Below are 21,757 nucleotides of genomic sequence, written 5' to 3' on the forward strand. Positions count from 1 at the left end.
ATATGGAACCCAGCCTAGCCCGCTATATCTGGACGCACACCAAGAAGCAGCAGCTCTGGATATTGATGATCGTCCTGCTTTCGATGATCCCGTATTTCATGTCCTTCGACCTGCCGAAGCTGATCGTCAACGGCCCGATCCAAGGTAAGGGCTTCGAGCAACCGGGCGCGACCCAGCCATTCATGAGGCTACACTATAACGTGCCGTTCATTGGAGAGGTCCAGTTCTTCTCCGGTTTTCAGCTCGACCGCAAGGAGACGCTGTTTGCCCTGAGCCTTGTGTTCCTCTTGCTGGTCGTCATCAACGGCCTGTTCAAACTGTACATCAACACCTACAAGGGCCGCCTCGGCGAACGTATGCTGCGGCGTATCCGCTTCGATCTGGTCGATCGTGTGCTGCGGTTTCCGCCGGTCTACTTCAAGCGGGTGAAATCCGCCGAAGTGGCGACCATGGTGAAGGACGAGGTGGAGCCGCTGGGCGGCTTCATCGGCGATGCCTTCCTGCAGCCGGTACTGCTCGGCGGCCAGGCGCTGACGTCCATGCTGTTCATCATGATCCAGAACGTCTGGCTCGGAATGATAGCGGTCGTGATCGTGGTGATCCAGATCGTGCTCATCCCGCGAATGCGGCGGCGGCTGATCGTGCTCGGGCGCCAACGGCAGTTGACGGCGCGCGCGCTTTCGGGCCGGGTTGGCGAAATCGTCGACGGCATCGGCGCGGTTCACGTCCACGACACATCAAACTACGAGCGCGCCGACATAGCTGCCCGGCTCGGGCTCATCTTCAAAATCCGCTTCGATCTTTACCAATGGAAATTCATGGTGAAGTTCCTCAACAATTTTCTCGCGCAGCTCACGCCCTTTCTGTTCTACATGATCGGCGGGTATCTGGTCATCCAGGGGCGACTGGACGTCGGCCAGCTCGTGGCCGTGATCGGCGCCTACAAGGACCTGCCCGGACCGATGAAGGAACTGATCGACTGGGATCAGGATCGGCAGGATGTCCAGGTCAAATATCAACAGGTGGTTGAACAGTTCACCGTCGAGAGTCTCATCGCGCCGAAAATCGGGGCATTGACGATCGACGATCCCGAACCGATGACCAACCCCCTGTCGGCGATCGGTCTGTCCATAGCAGACGATGGCGGTGCGATGCTCCTCAACCGTGTCTCCCTCCAGGTCAAGCCGGGTGAGACGGTGGCGCTGGTCAGTACCGCAACAGGTGGAGCGGAGGCGCTTGCAGAAGCTTTCGCGCGGCTGAACTGGCCGGACAGCGGAAGAGTCGCTTCGGGCGCAGACGACCTGCTTGAACTCCCCGAAGCAGTGACCGGCCGGCGCATGTCCTATGCCTCGTCGGATGTTTTCCTGTTCCAGGCAAGCCTTCGCGACAACCTGCTCTACGGGTTGAAGCATGCGCCGCTGACATCGGCGTCTTATGACGGTGTCGCGGCGGACCAGCATCGCTGGAACATCCACGAGGCGCGCCGGTCGGGCAATCCGGATTTTGATATCCACAGCGACTGGATCAACTATGCTTCCGCTGGCGCTACCGGCCCGCACGACCTCTTTGAAGCCGTGCGCCGGGTGCTCGACGCGGTTGTTCTGTCGCGCGATATTCTGGATCTTGGTTTGCGCTCTTCGGCCGACCTCGCGCGTCACACGGAGCTTGCCAGGCGGATCGTCGAACTGCGTGCGGCGCTGCGAACCCGGCTGGACCAGGAAGGGCTGAGCGGACTGGTGGTTCCTTTCGAACCGGGCGCCTACAACAAGGAAGCAACGATCGGCCAAAACCTGCTCTTCGGCGCTGCCGCCGGCCCCGAACTGGCCGACAGGGCTCTTGCCGCCAATCCCTATTTTGCTTCTGTGCTGAGACAAGCCGGCCTCGACCGAACGCTCTACGAAATGGGCATGGAAATCGCCCAACAGGCGATTGAGCTATTTGCCGACCTGCCACCCGATCACCAGTTCTTCCAGCAGCTCGCCTTCATGAGCGCCGACGAGATACCCGCCTACGAAACCTTGCTGCAACGGCTCAAGAATCGTCCCTACGAGGCGGTTTCGGAGAACGACCGTGCCATGATCGTCACCTTGAGTTTTGCCTACATCGAGCCTCGGCACCGCTTCGGCCTGCTGAGCGATGAGCTGATGAGCAAGATCGTCGCTGCCCGCAACCGGTTCTATGAAAACCTGCCGCCCGAACTGCAAACTGCGGTCGAACGGTATGACCCTGCCAGATACATTGCCGCGGCCACCGTCATGGATAATGTCCTATTCGGGCGTGTGGGCAACAATCATCCCGACGCGCCGGACCGCATACGCTCCATCCTCTATGACATTCTTGACGAGCTGGGGCTTTATGCCGAACTTCTGGATGTTGGCCTGGACTTCAACGTCGGCTCCGGCGGCAGGCGGCTGACCGGTGGACAGCGACAGAAGCTCGATGTTGCCCGAGCCTTGCTCAAGCGTCCCGATTTTCTCATTCTCAACCGGCCACTATCGGCGCTCGACCAACGCATGCAGGATAGGGTGCTGCGAAACGTGCTCGAGGAAGCCAGACGCGACGGCCATTCGCCGGCAATTGTGTGGGTCGTTACGAATCCGTCAATGGCGATGATGTTCGATCGCGTTATCGTCTTCGACTCGGGTCAATTGGTGGAAGACGGAACACACGAGACACTTTTGGCAGAGAACGGTATCTTCAAGGAACTGGTGTCGTAGAGCGATGTCCCGAAGACGGAATTAATTCCATCTGGGCGCCCGTTGCTCTAGTCTGGCAAGCGCGAATTTTGAGGTTTGCGACAATGCTGCTCAAGGATGAAGTTGGAATGCTGCAACGCGTTCCCTTGTTTTCTGGCATCGAGTTGACAAAGCTCAAATTGCTTGCGTTCACATCCGATCGCGTGAGCTACAGCGCCGGCCAGATCCTTTTCCGGCAGGGCGACGAGGGAGATGCCGCCTATGTCATCCTTTCGGGCAGGGCAGATATTCTGGTCGATTCCGACAGCGGACCGATAAAAGTTGCCGAAATGGTGCCAAATTCGATTGTTGGCGAGATCGCCATACTGTGCAACAGCTCCCGCACTGCCACCGTCAGAGCGGCAAGTCAGCTGGAAGCCTTAAGAATCAGCAAGGAACATTTCCTGAGGCTTATGAAGGAGTCGCCGGAAATGACCATTGAGATATTGCGGGTTCTTGCCGATCGCCTGAGCCACACCACTGCGGATCTGATCGACGCACGAAGCGCCAAATAGCGAATGACGTGCGGTCGATCCTCCCCGTCGTGATAGCACTGGCCTCTTGAGGTCACTGGAGGAAACCAGTCTCGCCTCTTGTTTGGACGCAAATTCGGACGGAAAACTGGTTCACACTGTTCCTGGAATTGCTCTAGCAGCAGTTGTTTGGCTACGATGAGCGACGGGAACCGCGAAGGGACTACCATGGACGACGACGTTTTCCTGGTCAGGTTTTGGGGTGTGCGCGGCAGCATTCCGGTATCGGGGCCAGAATTCTCTCGCTATGGCGGCAACACAAGCTGCATTGAGTTGCGATGTGGTAAGCATACGCTTCTGTTCGACGCGGGCTCTGGCCTGCGGCCTGCCGGCGGGGCGCTTCGGAAGTCGGGAGTGGCCGATTTCGACCTGCTTTTCACCCATTGCCACTACGATCACATCATCGGGCTGCCCTTCTTCGCGCCGATCTACGACCGGGGCGTCAAGGTTACGATTTGGTCCGGGCATCTTGCAGGACGCATGACGACCCGGCAGATGGTCGATGAGTTCATGCGGCCGCCGTGGTTTCCGGTGAAACTGGATGTCTGCAAGGCAAGCCTCGACTGCCGCGATTTCATGCCCGGAGACGTGCTTCGGCCGCGCGAAGGGGTGGTGGTCCGAACCGGCAGTCTTGTTCACCCAGGCGGCTGTATCGGCTATCGGGTCGAATGGGGCGGCCGCGTCGTGGCAGTGATCACAGACACTGAGCACGAGCCGGACAAACTCGATCGCACGGTGCTCGGCCTCATCGAAGATGCCGACCTCGTCATCTACGACTGCACCTACACCGAGGAGGAAATGGAACGACGCCGCGGTAACGGGCACTCGACATGGCAACAGGGCGTCAAACTCTGTGAGGCGGCCGGTGCGCGAGGGCTTGCGCTGTTTCACCACGATGCGACACGCACCGACGAGGAACTGGATGAGATCGAGAAACTGGCCAAAGACAGGTTTGCCGGCGCTTTTGCCGCGCGGGATGGCCAGACGCTCGAATTTCCAGTCTCATTGCACAAAAAGCGCTGAGCTATTTTCCTTTGCCGGCGCTGCGCCCGATCAATGTCCTGATTGGAAGCCATGCGCAGGGGTCAGTCTGTGCAGTGACTGTGAACAGCCGTTCGAGGAAAAGCCAGGCCGATTCATCATGTACGAGATGGTGGGTGAGCAGGCCGACCGGTTCGTCGTCGAATGCATGCTGCAAGTGCGCGATGATAGCCTGGACCAATAAGCCATGATCGCGGCAGCCGCGCGTGCCATGCCAATCCATGATGTCGACATTGCTGTTGATGACCGCCAGTGAGGCCGGTTTCGGCGGCCCATAGACCGACAATGCCGCAAATCCTATCGATCCTAGGTCGGATACCAGGCCGGCGTCGATCCTGTTCCAGGGGGGCACCAGCATCGGAATGGTGCGCGCGCCGTGCAGGCCGGTTACGTGCGACAGCCCGCCAGCCAGTTCATCGAGCACCGCCTCGCGTGGCCGATGGGCGCCGAGTTCCTGCTTTTTCTGACCCTCGGGCGCATGATTTCGATGCAGCCAGCCATGGATGGCGACCGTGGTTTGCGGCGCCTCGTCAAGCCGGGCGACAAGCTTCTCGTCGGTGAGGGCCGGAATGACGGCCAGAGTGACCGGAACCGCGAACTCGCCGGTGAGGTCGAGCAGCCGATCAAGCGAAGGTGTCGGATCCACGGCATCATCGTCGCGCAGCCAGAACTCTGCCTTACGACCCGCCCGCTGCCGGCCCGCCAGTTCTTCCACCAAGGGCTGCCAGATCCGATCGGATGTCATGAAACGGAGACCTTCGGAAGAAGTTCGGCCAGACGCGCCGCTGCAACGCCGAGGGAACGTTCTTCGAGGATGAAACGTCTGGCTTCTGCGGCCATGATGGTTCTTTCGTCGTTACGGGCCAGAAGCCTTTCAATGGCAGAAGCGAACGCCGCCACATCGCTCGGCGGGGTGAGAAACCCGGTCTGGCCATCTCGCACGACTTCCGGCACGCCGGCGATGTCCTGAGCCACCACCGGAAGCCCGGCGGCCTGTGCTTCAAGATAGGCAACGCCATAGGCCTCGCCGAAACCCGGCCAGACGTAAATTCCTCCACCATAGAGGACATCCGGCACGGCGGCTGGCTCAATCGCGCCAAGCCATTCGATACGGTCGGCGGGCAAGCCGGCGAATTGCGCCTTGACCTCGTCACGGGCGGGCCCGTCGCCGACGACCGACATGGTCCAGGGCAGGTGGCCGATCACGCCGAGCGCTTGCGCCAGCATGCGATAGCTTTCGACTTTGTCGCCCGGGCGCATCATGGCAACGGTGACGAGGCGCGTCGGACAACCTCGTCCCGGCATTTCCCGGAATACCGATGTGTCGATAAAGGGCGACAGCATATCAAGAGCGACGTCGGGTATCGCATCAGCCAGTCCCTGACGATCCCTTTGCGTGAAGCAGATGTTCAGCGCCGCCTGTTCGACGGCTCCCACCACCAACGCTTGCGTATCGGCCCACAAACCGGCATTGCGCCGCCTCGAATAGGAAGCTTCCGCTGTCACATATGGGATAGCAAAGGTCGACGCCAGCTCGGGCCCGATCAGGTCGGGCGCTTTATAATAGGGATGATAGCAGAACCATAGATCGGGCTTGCCGTCACGATCCCAAAGCCTGGTCAGCCGCGCGGCTTCCCCTCGGGCCTCTATCTTGAGCGCATCGAAACTTTTCGGCTCCGGTTCGCGTAGATAGAAGCGTAATTCGGATGCCAGTTCGACGCTGTGCCCTCCATGCTCCAGCGCCTTGATCAGCATGCGTGCCATCTGGCGGTCGCCGGAGGCAACGGGATGATTGGGCGACTTCAGCGGCGCGTAGAAGGCAATTCGCATCGCGCGACCCTATCATCGGAAAGCATGCGCAAGTCAATTTCGAACCATGATCGACTTCACCTTCAAGCAGTGGAATGTGCTATCTGATGCTCATGGAAACAGCTGCCGCGTCCGACCCGTTTGTCGCTTCTCTGCCGGTCTTCGCAAAGTTCGAAAGCGTTGCCGATATCGACAACTATCGGCCTCTCCCCGATGGCTGGGCGCTGGCCACCGCCGACATTGTCGGCTCGACCAAGGCGATCGAGGCTGGACGCTACAAAACTGTCAATATGGCTGGCGCCAGCGTCATTTCGGCGCTGCTCAATGCGCTGGGTCGGCAAGATCTGCCCTTTGTCTTCGGCGGCGACGGCGCACTCGTCGCGTTTCCCGGCTCGGCGCTGGAGATCACCCGCAACGCGCTGGCGGCTGTCCAGAGATGGGTGGCGGACGAACTGGACCTGACCTTGCGAGCCGCAATCGTGCCGATAAAGGATATTCGAGCCCAAGGCCTCGACGTTCGCGTGGCGAGATTCCAGGCCTCCGAAGCGGTCTTCTACGCCATGTTCGCCGGCGGTGGCGGCAGTTGGGCGGAAGCCGAGATGAAAGCGGGGCGCTACCGCATCGATCCTGCGCCGGCCGGCGCGCGGCCGGACCTGACCGGCCTCTCCTGCCGCTGGAACCCGATCGAAACCCGGCATGGCGAAATCGTCTCGATCATAGCCATACCGGGGGCGTCGCGCGACTTGCGCGGTTTTCAGTATCTGGCATCCGACATCATCGCCCTTGCCCGCAGGCAGGAACGCGATGGCCACCCAGTGCCGGTGAACGGGCCGGACTACAGTTTGCTGCCCGCCGGCCTGGATATCGAGGCGCGGGCCACGGCGCCGGCGGGACGGCGGTGGTTGTCGAAGGTGTGGATAGTGTTCCTGATGACGCTTACGGCCGTCACCGATAGATATGGCTGGACGATCGGCAGTTTCGATCCGAGAATCTACAAACGCGACGTGGCCAGCAATTCGGATTTCCGGAAATTCGATGACGGCTTGAAGATGACCATCGACGTTGACGCTGATGTGTTGCAACGGATCGAGAACCGGCTGAAACAGGCGGAAGAGGCGGGCATCTGCAACTATGGCCTACACCGCCAGAAATCGGCCTTGATGACATGCCTCGTCGCCTCGCCTCTGCAGCGCGATCACGTTCATTTCATAGATGGTGCCGCCGGCGGCTATGCGATGGCTGCCGCAAGCTTGAAGGCAAAGTTGCCGGTCTGATGACGGCTTGCGGGAATCCTTTTTCCGCAATATGCCTCGGCCATGGTTCCTGGGACCATGGTAAGCCGCGCCATGGGAACGGCCAGCCTATCCGAATTAACGGGGAAGCAGATTTTTGGACGCTTCACGATCGGCATATGACCGTCTGCTGAACCGTATCTCGACGCACGCCGCGCAAGTCGGCGTGATCGGATTGGGCTATGTCGGGTTGCCGCTGGCAATTGCGGTCGCACGCGCCGGCTTCCCGGTTTTCGGCTTCGACATCGAAGCCCAGAAAGTCGAGAGCCTGAACAGCGGCCAATCCTACATCGAGGCGGTGACGTCGACAGCCCTTGCAGACCACGTGGCGAGTGGACGGTTCCGCGCCACCGCGGATTTTGCCGAACTGTCCGTCTGCGATATCATCATCATCTGCGTTCCGACACCGCTGACGAAAAACCGTGAGCCGGACCTCTCCTTTGTCAGGAACACGACTGGCACCATCGCAAAGCATCTGCGTCTCGGCCACCTCATCGTGCTGGAATCTACTACCTATCCCGGCACCACCGACGACGTGATCAAGCCCATGCTGGAAGAAACCGGCTTGCAGTCGAGGATAGACTTCTTCCTCGGCTTCTCGCCCGAACGCGAGGATCCCGGCAACCGCAGCTTTGAAGTCGCGACGATCCCGAAGGTCGTGGCAGGTGACGGCGTTGAAGCGGCGACGCTCGTGCAGGCTTTCTACCAAGGCGTGGTCAAAACCGTCGTTCCGGTTTCCACCACGGCGACCGCCGAGGCAGTCAAGCTGACGGAAAACATCTTCCGTTCGGTCAACATAGCCCTCGTCAACGAATTGAAGGTCGTGCTCGGCGCGATGGGCATCGACATCTGGGAGGTGATCGAGGCGGCCAAGAGCAAGCCCTTCGGCTACATGCCTTTCTATCCTGGCCCCGGATTGGGCGGGCACTGCGTTCCGATCGATCCCTTCTACCTGACGTGGAAGGCGCGCGAATACGAACTGCCGACCCGCTTCATCGAGCTGGCGGCAGAGATCAACACTGCTATGCCGCGTCATGTGGTCGATGAACTGGCGAAAGCGCTGGACCGGCGCTGCGGCAAGGCGCTCAGCCGCTCGCGCATTCTCATCATCGGGCTCGCCTATAAGAAGAATGTGCCCGACATACGCGAAAGCCCCTCATTGCGGCTCATTGAACTCATCGAGGAATGGGGCGGCAAGGCGGAATTCCACGATCCGCATGTTCCCGAGATCCCGACCACAAGGGAGCATATGGCGATCAAGGGGCGCCGCTCGGTCGAATTGACCGAGGCGGCCTTGAAGGATTTCGATGCTGTCGTCGTTGCAACCGACCATGACGCGATCGACTATCAGACAATCGCTGATCACGCCCTTCTGATCGTCGACACACGCAATGTTTTTGGCCGTCTCGGGCTCGTCCGAGAGACGGTGGTGAAGGCCTGACTGCGCCCCAGCCGGCGAATTTTCTGGGCGATGTCAGGATCGTGATTGCACTCCGCCCGCAGCTTCGCCACATAACGCCACAAGACATGAATGCAGTTAAGCCTGTTCCTTGGTTGCAAGGACGGTCATTCGGGAAATTCTTTCGCCGTTCTGCCGCCGAAGCCGGCCTCGTTGACTTTGGGGTATCTTTGGGTCGCTGGCGGACTGTGTTATGGCGGATCGAAGGATAATGGCTCCGTCTTCGACGGGTTTCGAGGTGGTATGAGTACGGCGCAAGCAGAAATTTCCACAATTCTCATGGATAAGGTTGCCGATTGGCTGACTCAGTCGGCGCTGGCGGGCAACGAGCTGGAAACATTGGTAAAGGGGTTTTGCGAACGGCTGGCTGCTGCCGGCCTGCCGCTGAAGCGGGTGCATTTGAGCTTTTCGATGCTTCATCCGCTCTATGACGCGCTTGGCTTCACCTGGGTTCGCGGCCAAGGCATGGAAGTGGAAGGCTTCCGCAAAAAGGACGGTGTCCATTCTGACAGATTCCTGACCAGCCCATACTACCATCTGCTCAGCAACAAGCTCGACCATCTGCGGCGTCGGCTCGACCCGTCGGTCCCGTCGGAATTTCCTGTTTTCGATGAACTCAGGCTTATGGGCGTGACCGATTACATTGCTTTCGTCCATCCTTTTAACGGCAATACCAGTCAGGGCATGATCGGGTCCTGGTCTACCGACAGTGCTTCAGGTTTCACCGACAGCATGATTTCGGCGCTGCTGCGTATCCAAAACCATCTCGCCATCGCAACCAAAATGGCGGTGCTCACCAAGCTGGCCGACAACATGATGACCACTTATCTAGGCGGCGACGCCGGCAGACGCGTGCTGGACGGCCAGATCAAGCGCGGCGAGGGCGACACAATCCGAGCCGCGCTGGTCATGGCCGATATGCGCGGGTCGACAAGGCTTGCCGAAACTTCCGGCCGCGAAATCTACATCGATACTCTGAACCAGTTTTTCGATGCCATTGCTGCACCTTTCAATCGCAAAGGCGGGCAGATCATGAGTTTCATAGGGGATGGCTTCATTGCCGTCTACCCTTGCGAAAGGCATCGCTCGCAGTCCGAGATCGCCTGCCAGTCTGCTCTGGCGGCAGCGCACAAAGCCACTGCGCGCATGATCGATCTCAATCTGCGAAGGAAGGAACAGGGGTTGGCCGACATAAAATTTGGCATCGGCCTGCATGTCGGCAACGTGATGTTCGGCAATGTCGGACTTACCGACCGGCTCACATTCTCTGTCTTCGGCTCGGCAGTAAACGAGGTCCAGCGCCTCCAGACCCTGACCAAGAAATATCCGCACTGCGTTCTCGCCAGCAAAGACTTCGCCGGCTATTGCGGCGCCAACAGCTGGCTAACGCTCGGCAACGAGGAACTGGCGGGGGTCAAGCAGAAGCTGACGGTGCTTTCACCCGATCTGTCGGGCGCTCTCGCACTCGATGAAGACCGTGCGCTGGAGCCGACTTACGACCGGAGATCGGAGGCCGAGCAGGTCATGCTGCTTCATCGCGATGCCGCTCAGCTGTCGGCGGGCGACCCGAGGAAGCTCCAGTAGCTCGCCCAATCTGATCCGAACACCTTTGGTAACCGGTCCGGTCGCCGGATTCGCCACTGGCGACCGCTTCGAATCCAAGTTGCTCTAGGCTGGTAATGCGCTAGTCTCGCTTTCTGGGCCTGCCGCTCGGCAGGCCGCCAGGGTGGGGCTGGTGTGAGAATGAATTCGGGTGTTGATCTACTGCGGGTCGAAGATGTTGGCATCTCTTTTGCCATTGTCGGGGGACCGTTGCATGCCGTCAGGCGTGCAAATCTTCGCGTCCTGCCCGGCAAGGTTACCGCGCTTGTGGGCGAGTCCGGTTCCGGAAAATCGGTTCTTAGCCAGGCAGTGATGGGCATTTTGCCGAACACAGCCCATGTTCGTGGCCGTATCCTATTTTCCGATCCTGAAAAGCCTGGCACGACGCAGGATATCCTGCAGATGCCGCGTGATGGACCCGAAATCCGGGCGTTGAGAGGCAGCCGCATCGGCAAGATTTTTCAGGAGCCGATGATATCGCTGTCGCCGCTGCACACGATCGGCAACCAGGTCAGCGAATCCCTGCAGATTCATACGCCCCTGCCTCGGGCAGAGCGCAAGGCGCGGACCGAGGAAATGCTCAGCCTTGTCGGCTTTCCCAATCCCAAGCGCGCCTATGACATGTATCCGTTTGAACTTTCGGGAGGACTGCGTCAGCGCGCCATGATCGCCATGGCGCTTATCTGCCGGCCCGCCCTGTTGATCGCCGACGAGCCGACGACGGCGTTGGACGTCACCATCCAGGCGCAAATCCTGCAATTGCTGCGCGGGCTTCAGAGCAAGCTGAACATGGCGATGCTGCTGATCACGCACGACCTCGGCGTGGTCGCCAATGTCGCCGACGAGGTTGTGGTTATCTACCATGGCGAGATCATGGAAGCGGGGCCTGTCGAGGCGATATTCCGCCGGCCAGGTCACCCTTACCTGAGGGGCCTGATGGCAGCCGTTCCGCATTTCGACCTGAAGCCTGGTGAAAGGCTAAAGGCGCTCCGCGAGGTGCCTGTGAATGTCGGGAACCTGCTCGGCAAACAGACGGCGCCGGCATCGAAGGGGCCGGACGACATCCTGCTATCGGTCAGGGATCTGGAAAAGACATTCACCATCCGCAAGTCCGGATGGTTCGGCGGGGATCATCAAACCTCTGTTCGCGCCGTAGACGGCGTGAGCTTCGATATCAGGCGGGGTGAGTGCCTGGGTCTGGTCGGCGAAAGCGGCTCCGGCAAAACCACCGTCAGCAAGATCCTCATGCGGGCTGTCACCCCCAGCGGTGGCTCTGTGATCTTCAACGGCCGCGATGGACCGATCGACGTCTTGGAAGGCAAGGGAGACGCCCTGCGCCTGCTGCGAGCGAAAATCCAGATGGTCTTCCAGGATCCGGTTTCGTCGCTTTCACCTCGCATGACGGTGGAGAACATCTTGAGCGAGCCGTTGGAAATCCATCAACGGGGCAATGCCGCATCCCGACTAGCCACGGTCAAGAGCCTTATGCAGGCAATCGGGCTCGATCCGCGCTTCATCAAGCGATATCCGCACAGTTTCTCCGGCGGGCAGCGTCAGCGTATCGGCATCGCGCGCGCGTTGGCGCTGGGGCCTGAACTCCTGATCTGCGACGAGCCGGTTTCGGCGCTCGATGTCTCTGTCCAGGCGCAGATCCTGAACCTCTTGAAGGACCTGCAGAAGGAACTGGGCCTGACCTACCTATTCATATCCCACAACCTGGCGGTGGTGGACTACATGGCAGACCGCATCGCAGTGATGTGCGGCGGGCGTATCGTCGAGCTTGCCCCGCGCGAAATTCTGCTTAGGAAACCGGTCCACCCCTACACGCGCTCACTGGTCGCCGCAGTACCTTTTCCCGATCTCGACAGGCCGATGGATTTCAAGACGTTGAAGCTCAGCGGCGCCTCCGACACCAGCGCATGGGGACCGCAATTCCGCGACGAGGGCGACGAGGGTATGCTGTCGCCGCTCGATCTTGGCGGCGGCCACCTCGTGCTGGCCCGACGTTCGGCCGATGTCAGCGAGCTACGCCCTTGATCAGCCGGCGCACCGTCCTTGGGCTCATGACTTCGGCATTTCTGCCGGGCACGTTGCACGCAGGCGACCTGGAGCCGGAATTTTTTCTGCCGCAGCTGAAGGCCAGGGCGCTGCCGGGACTCACTGAGCGCCTGCCCAAGAGCCCGCGCGTGTTGAATCTCGCTGCGATGGGCCGGCAGCCCGGCCAGTATGGCGGCACGCTGCGCACGATCATCGGCAGCCAGAAAGACATCCGGATGATGACGATCTATGGGTATGCTCGCCTGGTCGGCTATGACGAAAAGCTTAACATGCAACCCGACATTCTCGAAAGTTTCGACGTAGTCCATGATCGCGTCTTCACTTTCAAGATGCGGGAAGGACATAAATGGTCTGACGGCAGCCTGTTGACGCCGGAGGACTTTCGCTATTGCTGGGAAGATGTCTGGCTGAACGATGAGCTTTCGCAAGGCGGCCTTGCCCCGGGCCTGCTGGCGGATGGCAAGCCGCCACGTTTCGAGATCGTCGACCCGTTGACGGTCCGCTACAGTTGGGAGGCGCCAAATCCCGACTTCCTGCCCAAGCTCGCTGCCGCCTCGCCGCTATCGCTTGTCCTGCCGGCCGCCTATCTCAAGCAGTTCCACAAGAAATACCAGGATCCATTCCGGCTCGCCGGCCTCATGACGGAGAACCGGGTCCAGAAATGGACGCTCCTGCATATCCGCATGTCGCGGCAGTATCGCCCGGAGAACCCGGAGCTGCCGACGCTCGATCCCTGGCAGAACCGGACCAAACCGCCGGCTGAGCAGTTCATCTTCGAGCGAAACCCGTTCTTCCATCGGACAGACGAGAATGGCCGGCAACTGCCCTATGTTGACCGGATTGTCTTGAACGTCAGCTCGTCGGCCATCATTTCCGCCAAGACCGGTGCGGGCGAGAGCGACCTGCAAGCCATGGGAATTGACTTCGCCGATTACTCCTTCCTGAAGGATACGGAGAAGCGCTACCCGGTGAAGATGCATCTCTGGAAACGCACTCAGGGTTCGCGGCTGGCGCTGCTGCCCAATCTGAATTGTGCCGATCAGGTGTGGCGTGGCCTTTTTCGTGACGTGCGCGTGCGCCGCGCACTGTCGCTCGCTGTGGACAGGCGCGAGATCAATCTGGCCGTGTTCTACGGATTGGCACAGGAAAGTGCAGATACGGTCCTGCCGGAGAGCCCGCTCTACCGGCCGGAATTCGCGAAGGCCTGGGTCGCCCATGATCCCGACCAGGCCAACGCCCTGCTCGACGAGGTCGGGCTTCAGGCGCGCGACGATGATGGCCTGCGGATACTTCCCGATGGACGCCCGGCGCAGATCATAGTGGAAACGGCCGGCGAAAGCACGTTGGAAACCGACGCGCTCGAACTCATCACCGATCACTGGCGCCAGATAGGCATCGCCCTGTTCGTACGGACTTCCCAGCGCGACATCTTCCGCAGCCGCGCGCTTGGCGGCCAGATCATGATGTCGATGTGGTCGGGCATCGACAATGGCGTGCCGACCCCCGACATGAACCCGTACCAGTTGGCCCCCACCATCGACGACCAGCTGCAATGGCCGCTCTGGGGTGCTTACTATCTGTCCCATGGCGAGATGGGTGAGGCGCCCGATCTTCCTGAAGTGGTCGAGTTGGTGGCTTTACTCAAGCGCTGGAACGCATCGACCGATGCCGCGGAGCGCGCCGAAATCTGGAATTCAATGCTGTCGATCTACACCGATCAGGTGTTTTCGATCGGCACGGTGAACGGAACACATCAGCCGGTTCTGGCGTCCTCACGACTGCGCAATCTGCCTGACAAGGCGCTCTACGGCTATGACCCGACCGCCTATTTCGGTGTCTACATGCCGGATACATTCTGGCTTGGAGAGTCCTGAGCGTGTTTCGATATATTGTCTGGCGCATCGCTGTGATGGTTCCAACGCTGCTGATCATATCGGCGCTGGTGTTCACGATCATCGAACTTCCCCCAGGCGACTATTTCGACAGCTATGTCTCCGAGCTTCGGGCTCAGGGCGAAGCGGTGGATTCCGATCGCATCCAAATGATGCGGAAGGAATATGGTTTCGACCAGCCGCCGGTCATTCGCTACTTCTACTGGGTCGGCGGGATGCTGCACGGCGATTTCGGCTATTCCTTCGAGTATGAGTTGCCGGTTCGCGACGTCGTCGGGGACCGAATGTGGCTGACCGTGCTGGTTTCCTTCGTCACGATCATATTCACCTGGCTCATCGCCTTTCCGATCGGCATGTACTCCGCCACGCATCAGTACAGTTGGGGCGACTACGGCCTTACTCTCTTCGGCCTTCTCGGCCTTGCCATTCCGAATTTCATGCTGGCGCTGATCCTGATGTATTTCGCCAATATCTGGTTCGGCACCTCCATCGGCCATCTCATGGACCCGCAATATCTCAGTGAGCCGATGAGCTGGGCCAAGGCGAAGTCGATCCTCGCCCATCTCTGGATCCCGGTCTTGATCATCGGCACCGGCGGCACGGCAAGCATGATCCGGCGGCTGCGCGCCAATCTGCTCGATGAGCTTCACAAGCAATATGTCGTGACCGCGCGCGCCAAAGGCCTTCATCCCTTCAGGGCGCTCGTCAAATATCCGCTGCGCATGGCGCTCAATTTCTTCATTTCCGACATCGGCTCTATCCTGCCGGCCATCATCTCCGGTGCCGAAATCACCGCGATAGTGCTGTCTTTGGAAACGACCGGGCCGATGCTGATCAGAGCGCTGCAAAGCCAGGATATGTATCTGGCGGGGTCGTTCCTGATGTTCCTCGCCTTCCTGACGGTCATCGGCGTCCTGATTTCCGACTTGGCGCTCGCGCTCCTTGATCCGCGAATTCGTTTGCAGGGCGGCAGCACAAAATGAACACGCAATCGCCGCTGCCCGCTCCGGGTGCCCCACTGCAACACTACGTCTCCATCGCGCCCTTTGACCTGCAATCGGTCGAGGCGATGACGGCGGAGCAGTCGAAGGTCTTTCAGGCGTCGCAGTTGCGCCTGATGTGGTGGAAATTCCGACGGCACCGGCTCGCCCTTGTATCCGGCATATTCCTGGCAGCGCTCTATTTCGGGATACTGATCTGCGAGTTCCTGGCGCCCTACAATCTGCACACGCGCAACATGGACTACATCTATTCGCCGCCGCAGCGGGTGCACCTGTTCCACAACGGCCAACTCGTCGGGCCGTTCGTCTATGGCCGCCAGATGACGCTGGACATGGATACGCTCAAGCGGAACTACATCGATAAGCCGGATGATGTTCAGCGGATCCGTTTCTTCTGCAAGGGCGACAGTTACCGGTTCTGGGGCCTGATCGAAGGTGACAGGCATTTTGTCTGCCCTGCTGAAAACGGCCAGCTTTTTCTGGCCGGCACTGACAGGCTGGGGCGCGATGTGCTCTCGCGCATCATCTATGGCGCACGTATTTCACTGACAATCGGCCTTGTCGGCATCAGTTTCAGCTTCCTGCTCGGCATCATCATAGGTGGACTGGCCGGCTATCACGGCGGTATCTTCGACCTTATCGTTCAACGGATAATCGAAGTTCTGCAATCGATCCCCAGTATTCCGCTATGGCTGGCTCTGGCGGCGATCATGCCGATAACCTGGAGTCCGATCCTGATCTACTTCGGCATCACCGTCATCCTCGGGCTGCTCCACTGGACCGGACTGGCGCGGGCCGTGCGTTCAAAGCTTCTAGCCTTGCGCGAGGAGGATTACGTTCTGGCAGCGCAATTGATGGGTGCCAACAGCAGCCGCATTATCCGGCGGCACCTCATTCCCGGCTTCATGTCGCATCTGATCGCGACGGCGACGATCTCCATACCCGGCATGATCCTGGGCGAGACGGCGCTGAGCTTCCTCGGGCTCGGCCTGCGGCCACCGACAACCAGCTGGGGCATCCTGCTAACCGAGGCGCGTAGCGTTAGCGTCATCGCGTTCTATCCATGGCTGCTTTTGCCGATGCTCCCCGTCGTTCTCGTCATCTTGGCGTTCAACTTCCTCGGCGACGGCTTGCGGGACGCCGCAGACCCATACAAATGACGTCGCTATTCCGGCGCGCGCCGGGCCGCCAAGTCCACCCGGTACGATCCTCGTCGGCAGCCTGTTCGGTTGTTGCAGTGTTCATCGTTGGCCTCTATATGCGACGAGGCTCGATCGGGTTTTAATCGCGGTCATTACCGATCTCTTGAGCTGGTTCAGGACACACAAACGCATATGAGTCGCCTCGAGAGTTTCATCCGCAGGATGACCGCACAGCGCGACATTCTCGATCAAGTCTGCGCGGAGGTGGCGAAGATCGAGGGCCCCGTGATCGAGCTCGGCCTCGGCAATGGACGGACGTTCCACCATCTGCGCGAGCGCCTGCCCGGGCGCCGGATCGTCGCATTCGACCGCGCACTCGCCGCCCATTCCAGCTCAATTCCCGAAGCTGAAAATCTCGTGCTCGGCGAAATACGCGAGACGGCGAGCAGGTTCATTGGCATCGACGCCGCTCTGGTTCATGCCGACCTTGGCACCGGCTATGAAGATCGCGATGCAGTGACTTCTACCTGGCTACCCGATCTGACCGCGCGCCTGCTTCGCGTCGGCGGCATCGCGGTCAGTGGCACGCCGCTCGATCACCCACAGTTGCAACGCCTCCCGCCGCCCCCTTCGGTACCCGCCGATCGTTATTTTATCGCTAGACGCGTGTGAGGGGCCGAGATGACCCAAGTCTTCAGGGCCCAATCTTCAGGGGATCGTATATACTGCTATCTCTCGCTCGATGCCGCGCAGCGAAACCTCGTGGGGCACGGGCGTCAGCGCGTTCCTGCGCAACAGATCGGCGGTGAGATTGTCGTCGACCACCGCACGGGTGGCGAAGATCGCCTGTGCGTTGGCAAGGTTCTGGACCCGCGAAGCAATGTTGACCGTCTGGCCGAAATAGTCCTGTCGCTCGTTCATGGACACGGCGATGCAGGGGCCGGCATGGATGCCGATCTTGAGCAGCAGATCCTCGCGCCCGCTCTGGTCGTTGAGTGCACGCATGGCATCGCGCATCCTGAGGGCAGCGGCAATCGCACGATCAGGCGTCGCGAAGGTCGCCATCACTGCATCACCGATCGTCTTCACCACCGCGCCTGCCTCCGCGGCGACGATCTCGTGCAGAACCTGGAAATGCGCGCGCACGAGATCGAAGGCGGAAAGGTCGCCCACCCGCTCGTAAAGCGCGGTCGATCCGCGCAGGTCGGTGAACAGGAAGGTCAGGCTGGTGATCTTCAGGCGCTGGTTGATGTCGAGCGTATCCGTGCGATAGAGATCGCGAAACGTCTGGTTGGTGAGCAGGCGCTTGGCGGTGAGGAAGGGCCGGCGTTTGCCCAGCAGATCATGCAATGCCTGGCCGGCGATGAAGACCGTCGGCAGCACGCGGGTGTCGGTCCTGTTTTCCAGCGAAATGCGCAACGGGCCGGGCTGCATCTCCAGCGTCTGGTTTTGGACATGGTCGCGGTCGAAGACCAAAGAGAGGCTTCGGCGCTCCTTTGTCGGTTCGCCCTTCACGTCGATGAACTGCGCTGAATGGGTGACCGGCTCGAAGACGATGATGAATTCGGACGGAAGCTGTATGGGCAGAACCGCCTTTTCACCGGGCGCAAGTTCTATATCCTCCAGCGAGAACGCTTCGATCGTCTTCGCGAAATCTTCTTCCGGCAGATCAACGCCGGACGCCCAGTAGATTTGGCTGAAATATTCCACCATCGGCAGTTCGTGTGGATTGTGGGCGGCAATCCTGCGCACGCGGGGACTCACGGTGAATGTCACCTCGACCATCTCGTCGAGAGTCGGCGAATAGCCCTCGGAGCACAGCGCGCAGGTGTATTCGTCCTTCTGCAGGGTTTTCAGCGTGGCGTTGGTGTCGAGCACGCCGCCACAGCCGGGGCACAGAACATTCCAGGAAATGTCGAAGATGCCCACCCGCGCCGCGTGGAGAAAGGCGCCTATGGTCCGCTCCTCGTCGAGGCCATGCTTGCTGGCGAAGGCTGGCGCATTGATGCGGCAAAGTTCGCGGTCCTTGCCCTCCGAGATGGTCCGCTTGATCGCGTCGATTGCCAGTGGATCGACATCGGTCGATTGCCGCAGAAGCGAGAACAGATCCTGAGCTTCGTTCATCGTGCAGGCTCCGGAAAATGCGCCCTCGGGGCGTGTTGACCGGACCGGTCTTTGGTCCAAGTGCTCAATCTTACTTCGAAACGGACCGTACGGCTATCGAATGGATAAGCCCTGGTGGCAGTTCAATTTCCATTCGGCGGATTTTCATCGGCGGCAAGCGGCACTATGGTGGTTCACGGGCATTCATCTTTGGGGCTTTCTCCCATGCCGACATCCAACAACCCGCCATTTCCCGCGGCCCTGCGCCTGTTCTCCGCGGCGGTCATCATCGTCCTGATCGTGGGCGCTGGCCTGTTTTTTGCGCCTGTGCTAGTCAAGCCGCGCTGGCCTTGGGCCGTCACGCCGTTCAATGCCCGCTTTCTCGGCGGCTTCTACACCGCCGAAATGGTCGTGATGGCGGCGCTGCTGTTCTGGAATCGCTGGTCGCCCGGCAGGCTCGTACTCGTCATGGCCTTCATCTTCACCGTCGTCGTCTCGGTGGCTTCGTTCATCAATCTCGGCTATTTCAACTTCGAGCGCAAAGCGCCCTGGCTCTGGTTTTTGGTCTATCTTGCTTCGGTCGCGGTATCCGGGCTGTTCCTGTGGCGGGCAAGGGCCCGTCCTTCTGCAAAAGGCGTGATCTTAAACCCCGCATGGCGCGGCTACATGGGGGTGGAATCGGCGGTCCTCGGGCTCTATGGCGTCGGCCTGTTGCTGTTTCCCCTGACATTCAACAGCATCTGGCCATGGCCGGTCGATGCCTTCCACGCTCAGGTCTACAGCGCCATCTTCCTCGCCGGTGCGGGCGGCACATATCTCGTCTGGAAAAGCGCGCCGCGCGAGGAACTGCTGGTGCTCGGCTTGGCGCAGTTTCTGGTTGGCCTGCTTGCCATCCTTGGCCTCGTCATCACCGACGCGGCGGTGCACCGGATCGACTGGACGGCGACCGGGACATTGTTCTGGCTCGCCCTTTTCGGCTGGATCGGGATCAGCGGCGCCTTCAAACTCTACGCCGCCTCCCGGCATTTTGGCTCGCAATCGGCATCATAGGTTGCAGAGAAGGCTGGATTTCCAGATGACGTCCGGTGCATCGTGCCGGGCCGATTGCCTTCGCCGGGAACGCCATGACCAGTACGACCTCGCCATCTTCCGACAAAATCCAGCCGCAGCTCCGATCCGTCCGGCCAAGCGATGCGGAGGCGCTTTGCGCTATCTTCAACATGCCGGGCTTCCGCTGGGGCACACTCAGGATGCCCTTCGAGATGGTCGAGCAGGTGGAGCGGCGCATCGCCAAGTCCGGCCAGGAAACCACCTGGATCGTTGCGGAGTTGGACGGCAAGGTCGTCGGCCATGGCAGCCTGGTCGTGCAGGGTTCGCCGCGCCGTTCGCATATCGGCGAGATCAATATCGGCCTTGACGATGCCTTTGTCGGCAAGGGCATCGGCTCTGCCATACTTGGCGCGTTGCTCGACGTGGCCGACAACTGGCGGGCCCTGAAGCGGGTCGAGTTGACCGTCTATGCCGACAACGAACCAGCCATCCGCCTCTACAAAAGCCACGGCTTCGAGGTCGAAGGCCGGCATGTGAAGGCCGGTTTTACCGACGGGCAGTACCACGACCTCCTGAGCATGGCACGGCTGCGGTTCTGATGACCGCCGTCTTTGATCCAACCCCTACGCCTCCGGCGGAAATTCTGGCTGTGCTGTCGCTGCTCTGCCCGGAAGTCGTGCGTGACATCGAGCAGAACTGGAATGCACCGGTTTCCGATTACGCCCGCCATCTGTGGCGGCCGGTGGCAAGGCCTGCATCGGCCCCGGCGATCGCTGCCCGCTCGATCCTGCGCGAAGTCCTGCATCAGCGCCTTGGCGTGATCATGCAGCCTGAAGAGATCGGCAAGGCCCTCGAAGAGTTCGAGGACAGACCGGTGATTCAGTCCGGCCTGCATTGCCTGCTTCTGATGGACAGGATCACCTTCGATGCCCTCCTGCTTGCCTGGCTCGGCGCGGTCGAAAACGGGCTGTCGGCCTTCTTCGGTTTCATGGGAACGACGATGACCATGGAGACAATTGGCCGGGAGGGGCCGGGATGGCTCGACGTCGGCGACGACAAGGTCAACCTGTTTGGCATGGGACGCCACAAACTGTGCCGCAAAAGCGCCTGCGTGGCCGGTCCCGTCTCCCTCAACAAGCGCGCGCTCGAGGCAGTGGGCGATGAAACGGATGCCAGCCGCTGGCTGGGCACATTGCTTGCCAGCCAGGACAAGGTGTTTGGAACCGCCGCAGACGCGCTGACAGCCCTCAACGAGGATCTGGTCGCCGATTGGGATCGTTCCGGCATGGCCCTGCCGGTTTTCATCGATGATCGGCTCGCCGCTTCTGCCATGGCGCGGCATCTAGAAAATGACGGCAGCCTTCTTTCCAGGCTGCTCATTGAGCCCGCAAGGCGCCAGCGTCTCGAACGTGCCTTGCAAGAGGCCGAATCGAGCCCGTTTGGCAGATTCCTGCCTAATGCCACGGCCTATTTCTGGGGCATCCGCGAGGAGCGCGTGCGCAAGCTCGTCCTCGATAACGGGCGTCTGATCGAGCCTGACAGGCCGCATGGTCTTTCCATCCCGTTCGAGCGGCCGCATCTCAGGCAGGCGCTGTTGGACGGCGTGCTGCTGCCGAACTTGTTCCTGACGTTCCTCGTCCTTGCCATATTGCCGCGCGTCCGGGTTGTGGGCGGCCTGAGACAGATTGGCTATGTAGCGCTTTTCCACTCGATTCTGCTGGCTGCGCTGGACGAAAACGCGCCGGAAGAGCGCGATTTGGCTGCGGAGCTGCAGGTCCGGGAAAATGCCTGGGGCATGCGGGTCATCGACGAAAAGATTTCGGTCCGCGAGCAGCTTGCCGGCCTGCCGGAAGGGGCGCTCTTCCCGGACCTGCTCCGGCAATACCGATCGCGCACATTTGCTGAGACGACCGGCGACCTGAGATTGGTTCGCGAAAACGTCCGATGGCGCAAGATCGGCCAAGCAGTGATCAAGGGGACCTGAGCCTCACTTAAGGCCTCTTTCCAGGTTCGTGCACAACGGTAAGTGACGGCGACTAT

General features: G+C 60.3%; 17 protein-coding genes. 14 read left to right on the forward strand and 3 right to left on the reverse strand.

Annotated elements, in window-relative coordinates:
• The first annotated feature begins 2 nt into the window (after positions 1–2).
• The 3 genes from NKJ89_RS22250 to NKJ89_RS22260 all read left to right on the forward strand — a co-directional run bounded on the left by NKJ89_RS22250 (position 3) and on the right by NKJ89_RS22260 (position 4,291).
• Positions 3–2,717: an ABC transporter transmembrane domain-containing protein gene (locus NKJ89_RS22250; protein ID WP_023762178.1), complete on the forward strand. Its 2,715-nt coding sequence runs from the start codon at positions 3–5 to the stop codon at positions 2,715–2,717.
• 83 nt (positions 2,718–2,800) lie between these two features.
• The gene (locus NKJ89_RS22255) at positions 2,801–3,250 is read left to right on the forward strand and encodes a cyclic nucleotide-binding domain-containing protein (RefSeq protein ID WP_352605636.1); all 450 of its coding nucleotides are present in this window, start codon (positions 2,801–2,803) and stop codon (positions 3,248–3,250) included.
• Positions 3,251–3,436: 186 nt separating this feature from the next.
• On the forward strand, positions 3,437–4,291 hold the full coding sequence (locus NKJ89_RS22260; protein WP_023762176.1) for an MBL fold metallo-hydrolase: 855 nt from the start codon (positions 3,437–3,439) through the stop codon (positions 4,289–4,291).
• Between the two features lies 1 nt (position 4,292).
• Here the strand turns inward: NKJ89_RS22260 and NKJ89_RS22265 are convergent, their stop codons facing one another.
• Together NKJ89_RS22265 and NKJ89_RS22270 are read right to left on the reverse strand one after the other, a co-directional pair.
• Positions 4,293–5,054 (reverse strand): polysaccharide deacetylase family protein, encoded by a 762-nt coding sequence (locus tag NKJ89_RS22265; protein ID WP_023762175.1) that lies wholly within the window; start codon positions 5,052–5,054, stop codon positions 4,293–4,295.
• Positions 5,051–6,139: a glycosyltransferase family 4 protein gene (locus tag NKJ89_RS22270; protein WP_352605638.1), complete on the reverse strand. Its 1,089-nt coding sequence runs from the start codon at positions 6,137–6,139 to the stop codon at positions 5,051–5,053. Before NKJ89_RS22270 ends, NKJ89_RS22265 begins: the two co-directional genes overlap by 4 nt.
• Positions 6,140–6,231: 92 nt before the next feature.
• Between NKJ89_RS22270 and NKJ89_RS22275 the strand changes: the two genes are divergently transcribed.
• From NKJ89_RS22275 to NKJ89_RS22310, 8 genes are all read left to right on the forward strand, one after another.
• Positions 6,232–7,392 carry a DUF3095 domain-containing protein gene (locus NKJ89_RS22275; protein ID WP_352605716.1) on the forward strand — a complete coding sequence of 387 codons (1,161 nt, stop codon included), beginning with the start codon at positions 6,232–6,234 and terminating at the stop codon, positions 7,390–7,392.
• Between the two features lie 115 nt (positions 7,393–7,507).
• A complete protein-coding gene (locus tag NKJ89_RS22280; RefSeq protein WP_352605640.1) occupies positions 7,508–8,851 on the forward strand; it encodes a nucleotide sugar dehydrogenase in 1,344 nt (447 codons plus the stop codon).
• A 261-nt stretch (positions 8,852–9,112) separates the two neighbouring features.
• Complete coding sequence (locus NKJ89_RS22285; RefSeq protein WP_352605642.1) at positions 9,113–10,453, forward strand: adenylate/guanylate cyclase domain-containing protein; 1,341 nt, start codon at positions 9,113–9,115, stop codon at positions 10,451–10,453.
• 159 nt (positions 10,454–10,612) lie between these two features.
• The gene (locus NKJ89_RS22290) at positions 10,613–12,508 is read left to right on the forward strand and encodes an ABC transporter ATP-binding protein (protein WP_023762170.1); all 1,896 of its coding nucleotides are present in this window, start codon (positions 10,613–10,615) and stop codon (positions 12,506–12,508) included.
• Positions 12,505–14,403, forward strand: coding sequence for an ABC transporter substrate-binding protein (locus NKJ89_RS22295; protein WP_352605644.1), 1,899 nt, complete (start codon positions 12,505–12,507; stop codon positions 14,401–14,403). The genes NKJ89_RS22290 and NKJ89_RS22295 overlap by 4 nt, the downstream gene beginning before the upstream one ends.
• Positions 14,404–14,405: 2 nt before the next feature.
• Positions 14,406–15,404: an ABC transporter permease gene (locus tag NKJ89_RS22300; protein WP_023767396.1), complete on the forward strand. Its 999-nt coding sequence runs from the start codon at positions 14,406–14,408 to the stop codon at positions 15,402–15,404.
• Positions 15,401–16,582 carry an ABC transporter permease gene (locus tag NKJ89_RS22305; RefSeq protein WP_352605646.1) on the forward strand — a complete coding sequence of 394 codons (1,182 nt, stop codon included), beginning with the start codon at positions 15,401–15,403 and terminating at the stop codon, positions 16,580–16,582. Before NKJ89_RS22300 ends, NKJ89_RS22305 begins: the two co-directional genes overlap by 4 nt.
• Before the next feature lie 174 nt (positions 16,583–16,756).
• A complete protein-coding gene (locus NKJ89_RS22310) occupies positions 16,757–17,236 on the forward strand; it encodes a class I SAM-dependent methyltransferase (RefSeq protein ID WP_023762166.1) in 480 nt (159 codons plus the stop codon).
• A 36-nt stretch (positions 17,237–17,272) separates the two neighbouring features.
• Here the strand turns inward: NKJ89_RS22310 and NKJ89_RS22315 are convergent, their stop codons facing one another.
• Positions 17,273–18,688, reverse strand: a complete 1,416-nt coding sequence (locus NKJ89_RS22315) for an adenylate/guanylate cyclase domain-containing protein (protein WP_023762165.1) — start codon at positions 18,686–18,688, stop codon at positions 17,273–17,275.
• A 204-nt stretch (positions 18,689–18,892) separates the two neighbouring features.
• On the opposite strand from NKJ89_RS22315, the gene NKJ89_RS22320 reads away from it, so the two are divergent.
• The 3 genes from NKJ89_RS22320 (at position 18,893) to NKJ89_RS22330 (ending at position 21,701) form a co-directional block, all read left to right on the forward strand.
• Positions 18,893–19,717, forward strand: a complete 825-nt coding sequence (locus NKJ89_RS22320) for a hypothetical protein (protein WP_352605648.1) — start codon at positions 18,893–18,895, stop codon at positions 19,715–19,717.
• 74 nt (positions 19,718–19,791) lie between these two features.
• A complete protein-coding gene (locus tag NKJ89_RS22325; RefSeq protein ID WP_352605650.1) occupies positions 19,792–20,316 on the forward strand; it encodes a GNAT family N-acetyltransferase in 525 nt (174 codons plus the stop codon).
• Positions 20,316–21,701 (forward strand): hypothetical protein, encoded by a 1,386-nt coding sequence (locus NKJ89_RS22330; protein WP_352605651.1) that lies wholly within the window; start codon positions 20,316–20,318, stop codon positions 21,699–21,701. The genes NKJ89_RS22325 and NKJ89_RS22330 overlap by 1 nt, the downstream gene beginning before the upstream one ends.
• Positions 21,702–21,757: the final 56 nt, after the last annotated feature.

The sequence above is a fragment of the Mesorhizobium sp. M0047 genome (assembly GCF_040323315.1).
In the GTDB taxonomy this organism is placed as follows: Bacteria; Pseudomonadota; Alphaproteobacteria; order Rhizobiales; family Rhizobiaceae; genus Mesorhizobium.

Bases quoted from the DNA above. Each gene is read 5' to 3' on its own strand.
- NKJ89_RS22250 (WP_023762178.1), top strand. From the start codon at position 3: ATGGAACCCAGCCTAGCCCGCTATATCTGGACGCACACCAAGAAGCAG.
- NKJ89_RS22255 (WP_352605636.1), top strand. From the start codon at position 2,801: ATGCTGCTCAAGGATGAAGTTGGAATGCTGCAACGCGTTCCCTTGTTT.
- NKJ89_RS22260 (WP_023762176.1), top strand. From the start codon at position 3,437: ATGGACGACGACGTTTTCCTGGTCAGGTTTTGGGGTGTGCGCGGCAGC.
- NKJ89_RS22265 (WP_023762175.1), bottom strand. From the start codon at position 5,054: ATGACATCCGATCGGATCTGGCAGCCCTTGGTGGAAGAACTGGCGGGC.
- NKJ89_RS22270 (WP_352605638.1), bottom strand. From the start codon at position 6,139: ATGCGAATTGCCTTCTACGCGCCGCTGAAGTCGCCCAATCATCCCGTT.
- NKJ89_RS22275 (WP_352605716.1), top strand. From the start codon at position 6,232: ATGGAAACAGCTGCCGCGTCCGACCCGTTTGTCGCTTCTCTGCCGGTC.
- NKJ89_RS22285 (WP_352605642.1), top strand. From the start codon at position 9,113: ATGAGTACGGCGCAAGCAGAAATTTCCACAATTCTCATGGATAAGGTT.
- NKJ89_RS22290 (WP_023762170.1), top strand. From the start codon at position 10,613: ATGAATTCGGGTGTTGATCTACTGCGGGTCGAAGATGTTGGCATCTCT.
- NKJ89_RS22305 (WP_352605646.1), top strand. From the start codon at position 15,401: ATGAACACGCAATCGCCGCTGCCCGCTCCGGGTGCCCCACTGCAACAC.
- NKJ89_RS22310 (WP_023762166.1), top strand. From the start codon at position 16,757: ATGAGTCGCCTCGAGAGTTTCATCCGCAGGATGACCGCACAGCGCGAC.
- NKJ89_RS22315 (WP_023762165.1), bottom strand. From the start codon at position 18,688: ATGAACGAAGCTCAGGATCTGTTCTCGCTTCTGCGGCAATCGACCGAT.
- NKJ89_RS22320 (WP_352605648.1), top strand. From the start codon at position 18,893: ATGCCGACATCCAACAACCCGCCATTTCCCGCGGCCCTGCGCCTGTTC.
- NKJ89_RS22325 (WP_352605650.1), top strand. From the start codon at position 19,792: ATGACCAGTACGACCTCGCCATCTTCCGACAAAATCCAGCCGCAGCTC.
- NKJ89_RS22330 (WP_352605651.1), top strand. From the start codon at position 20,316: ATGACCGCCGTCTTTGATCCAACCCCTACGCCTCCGGCGGAAATTCTG.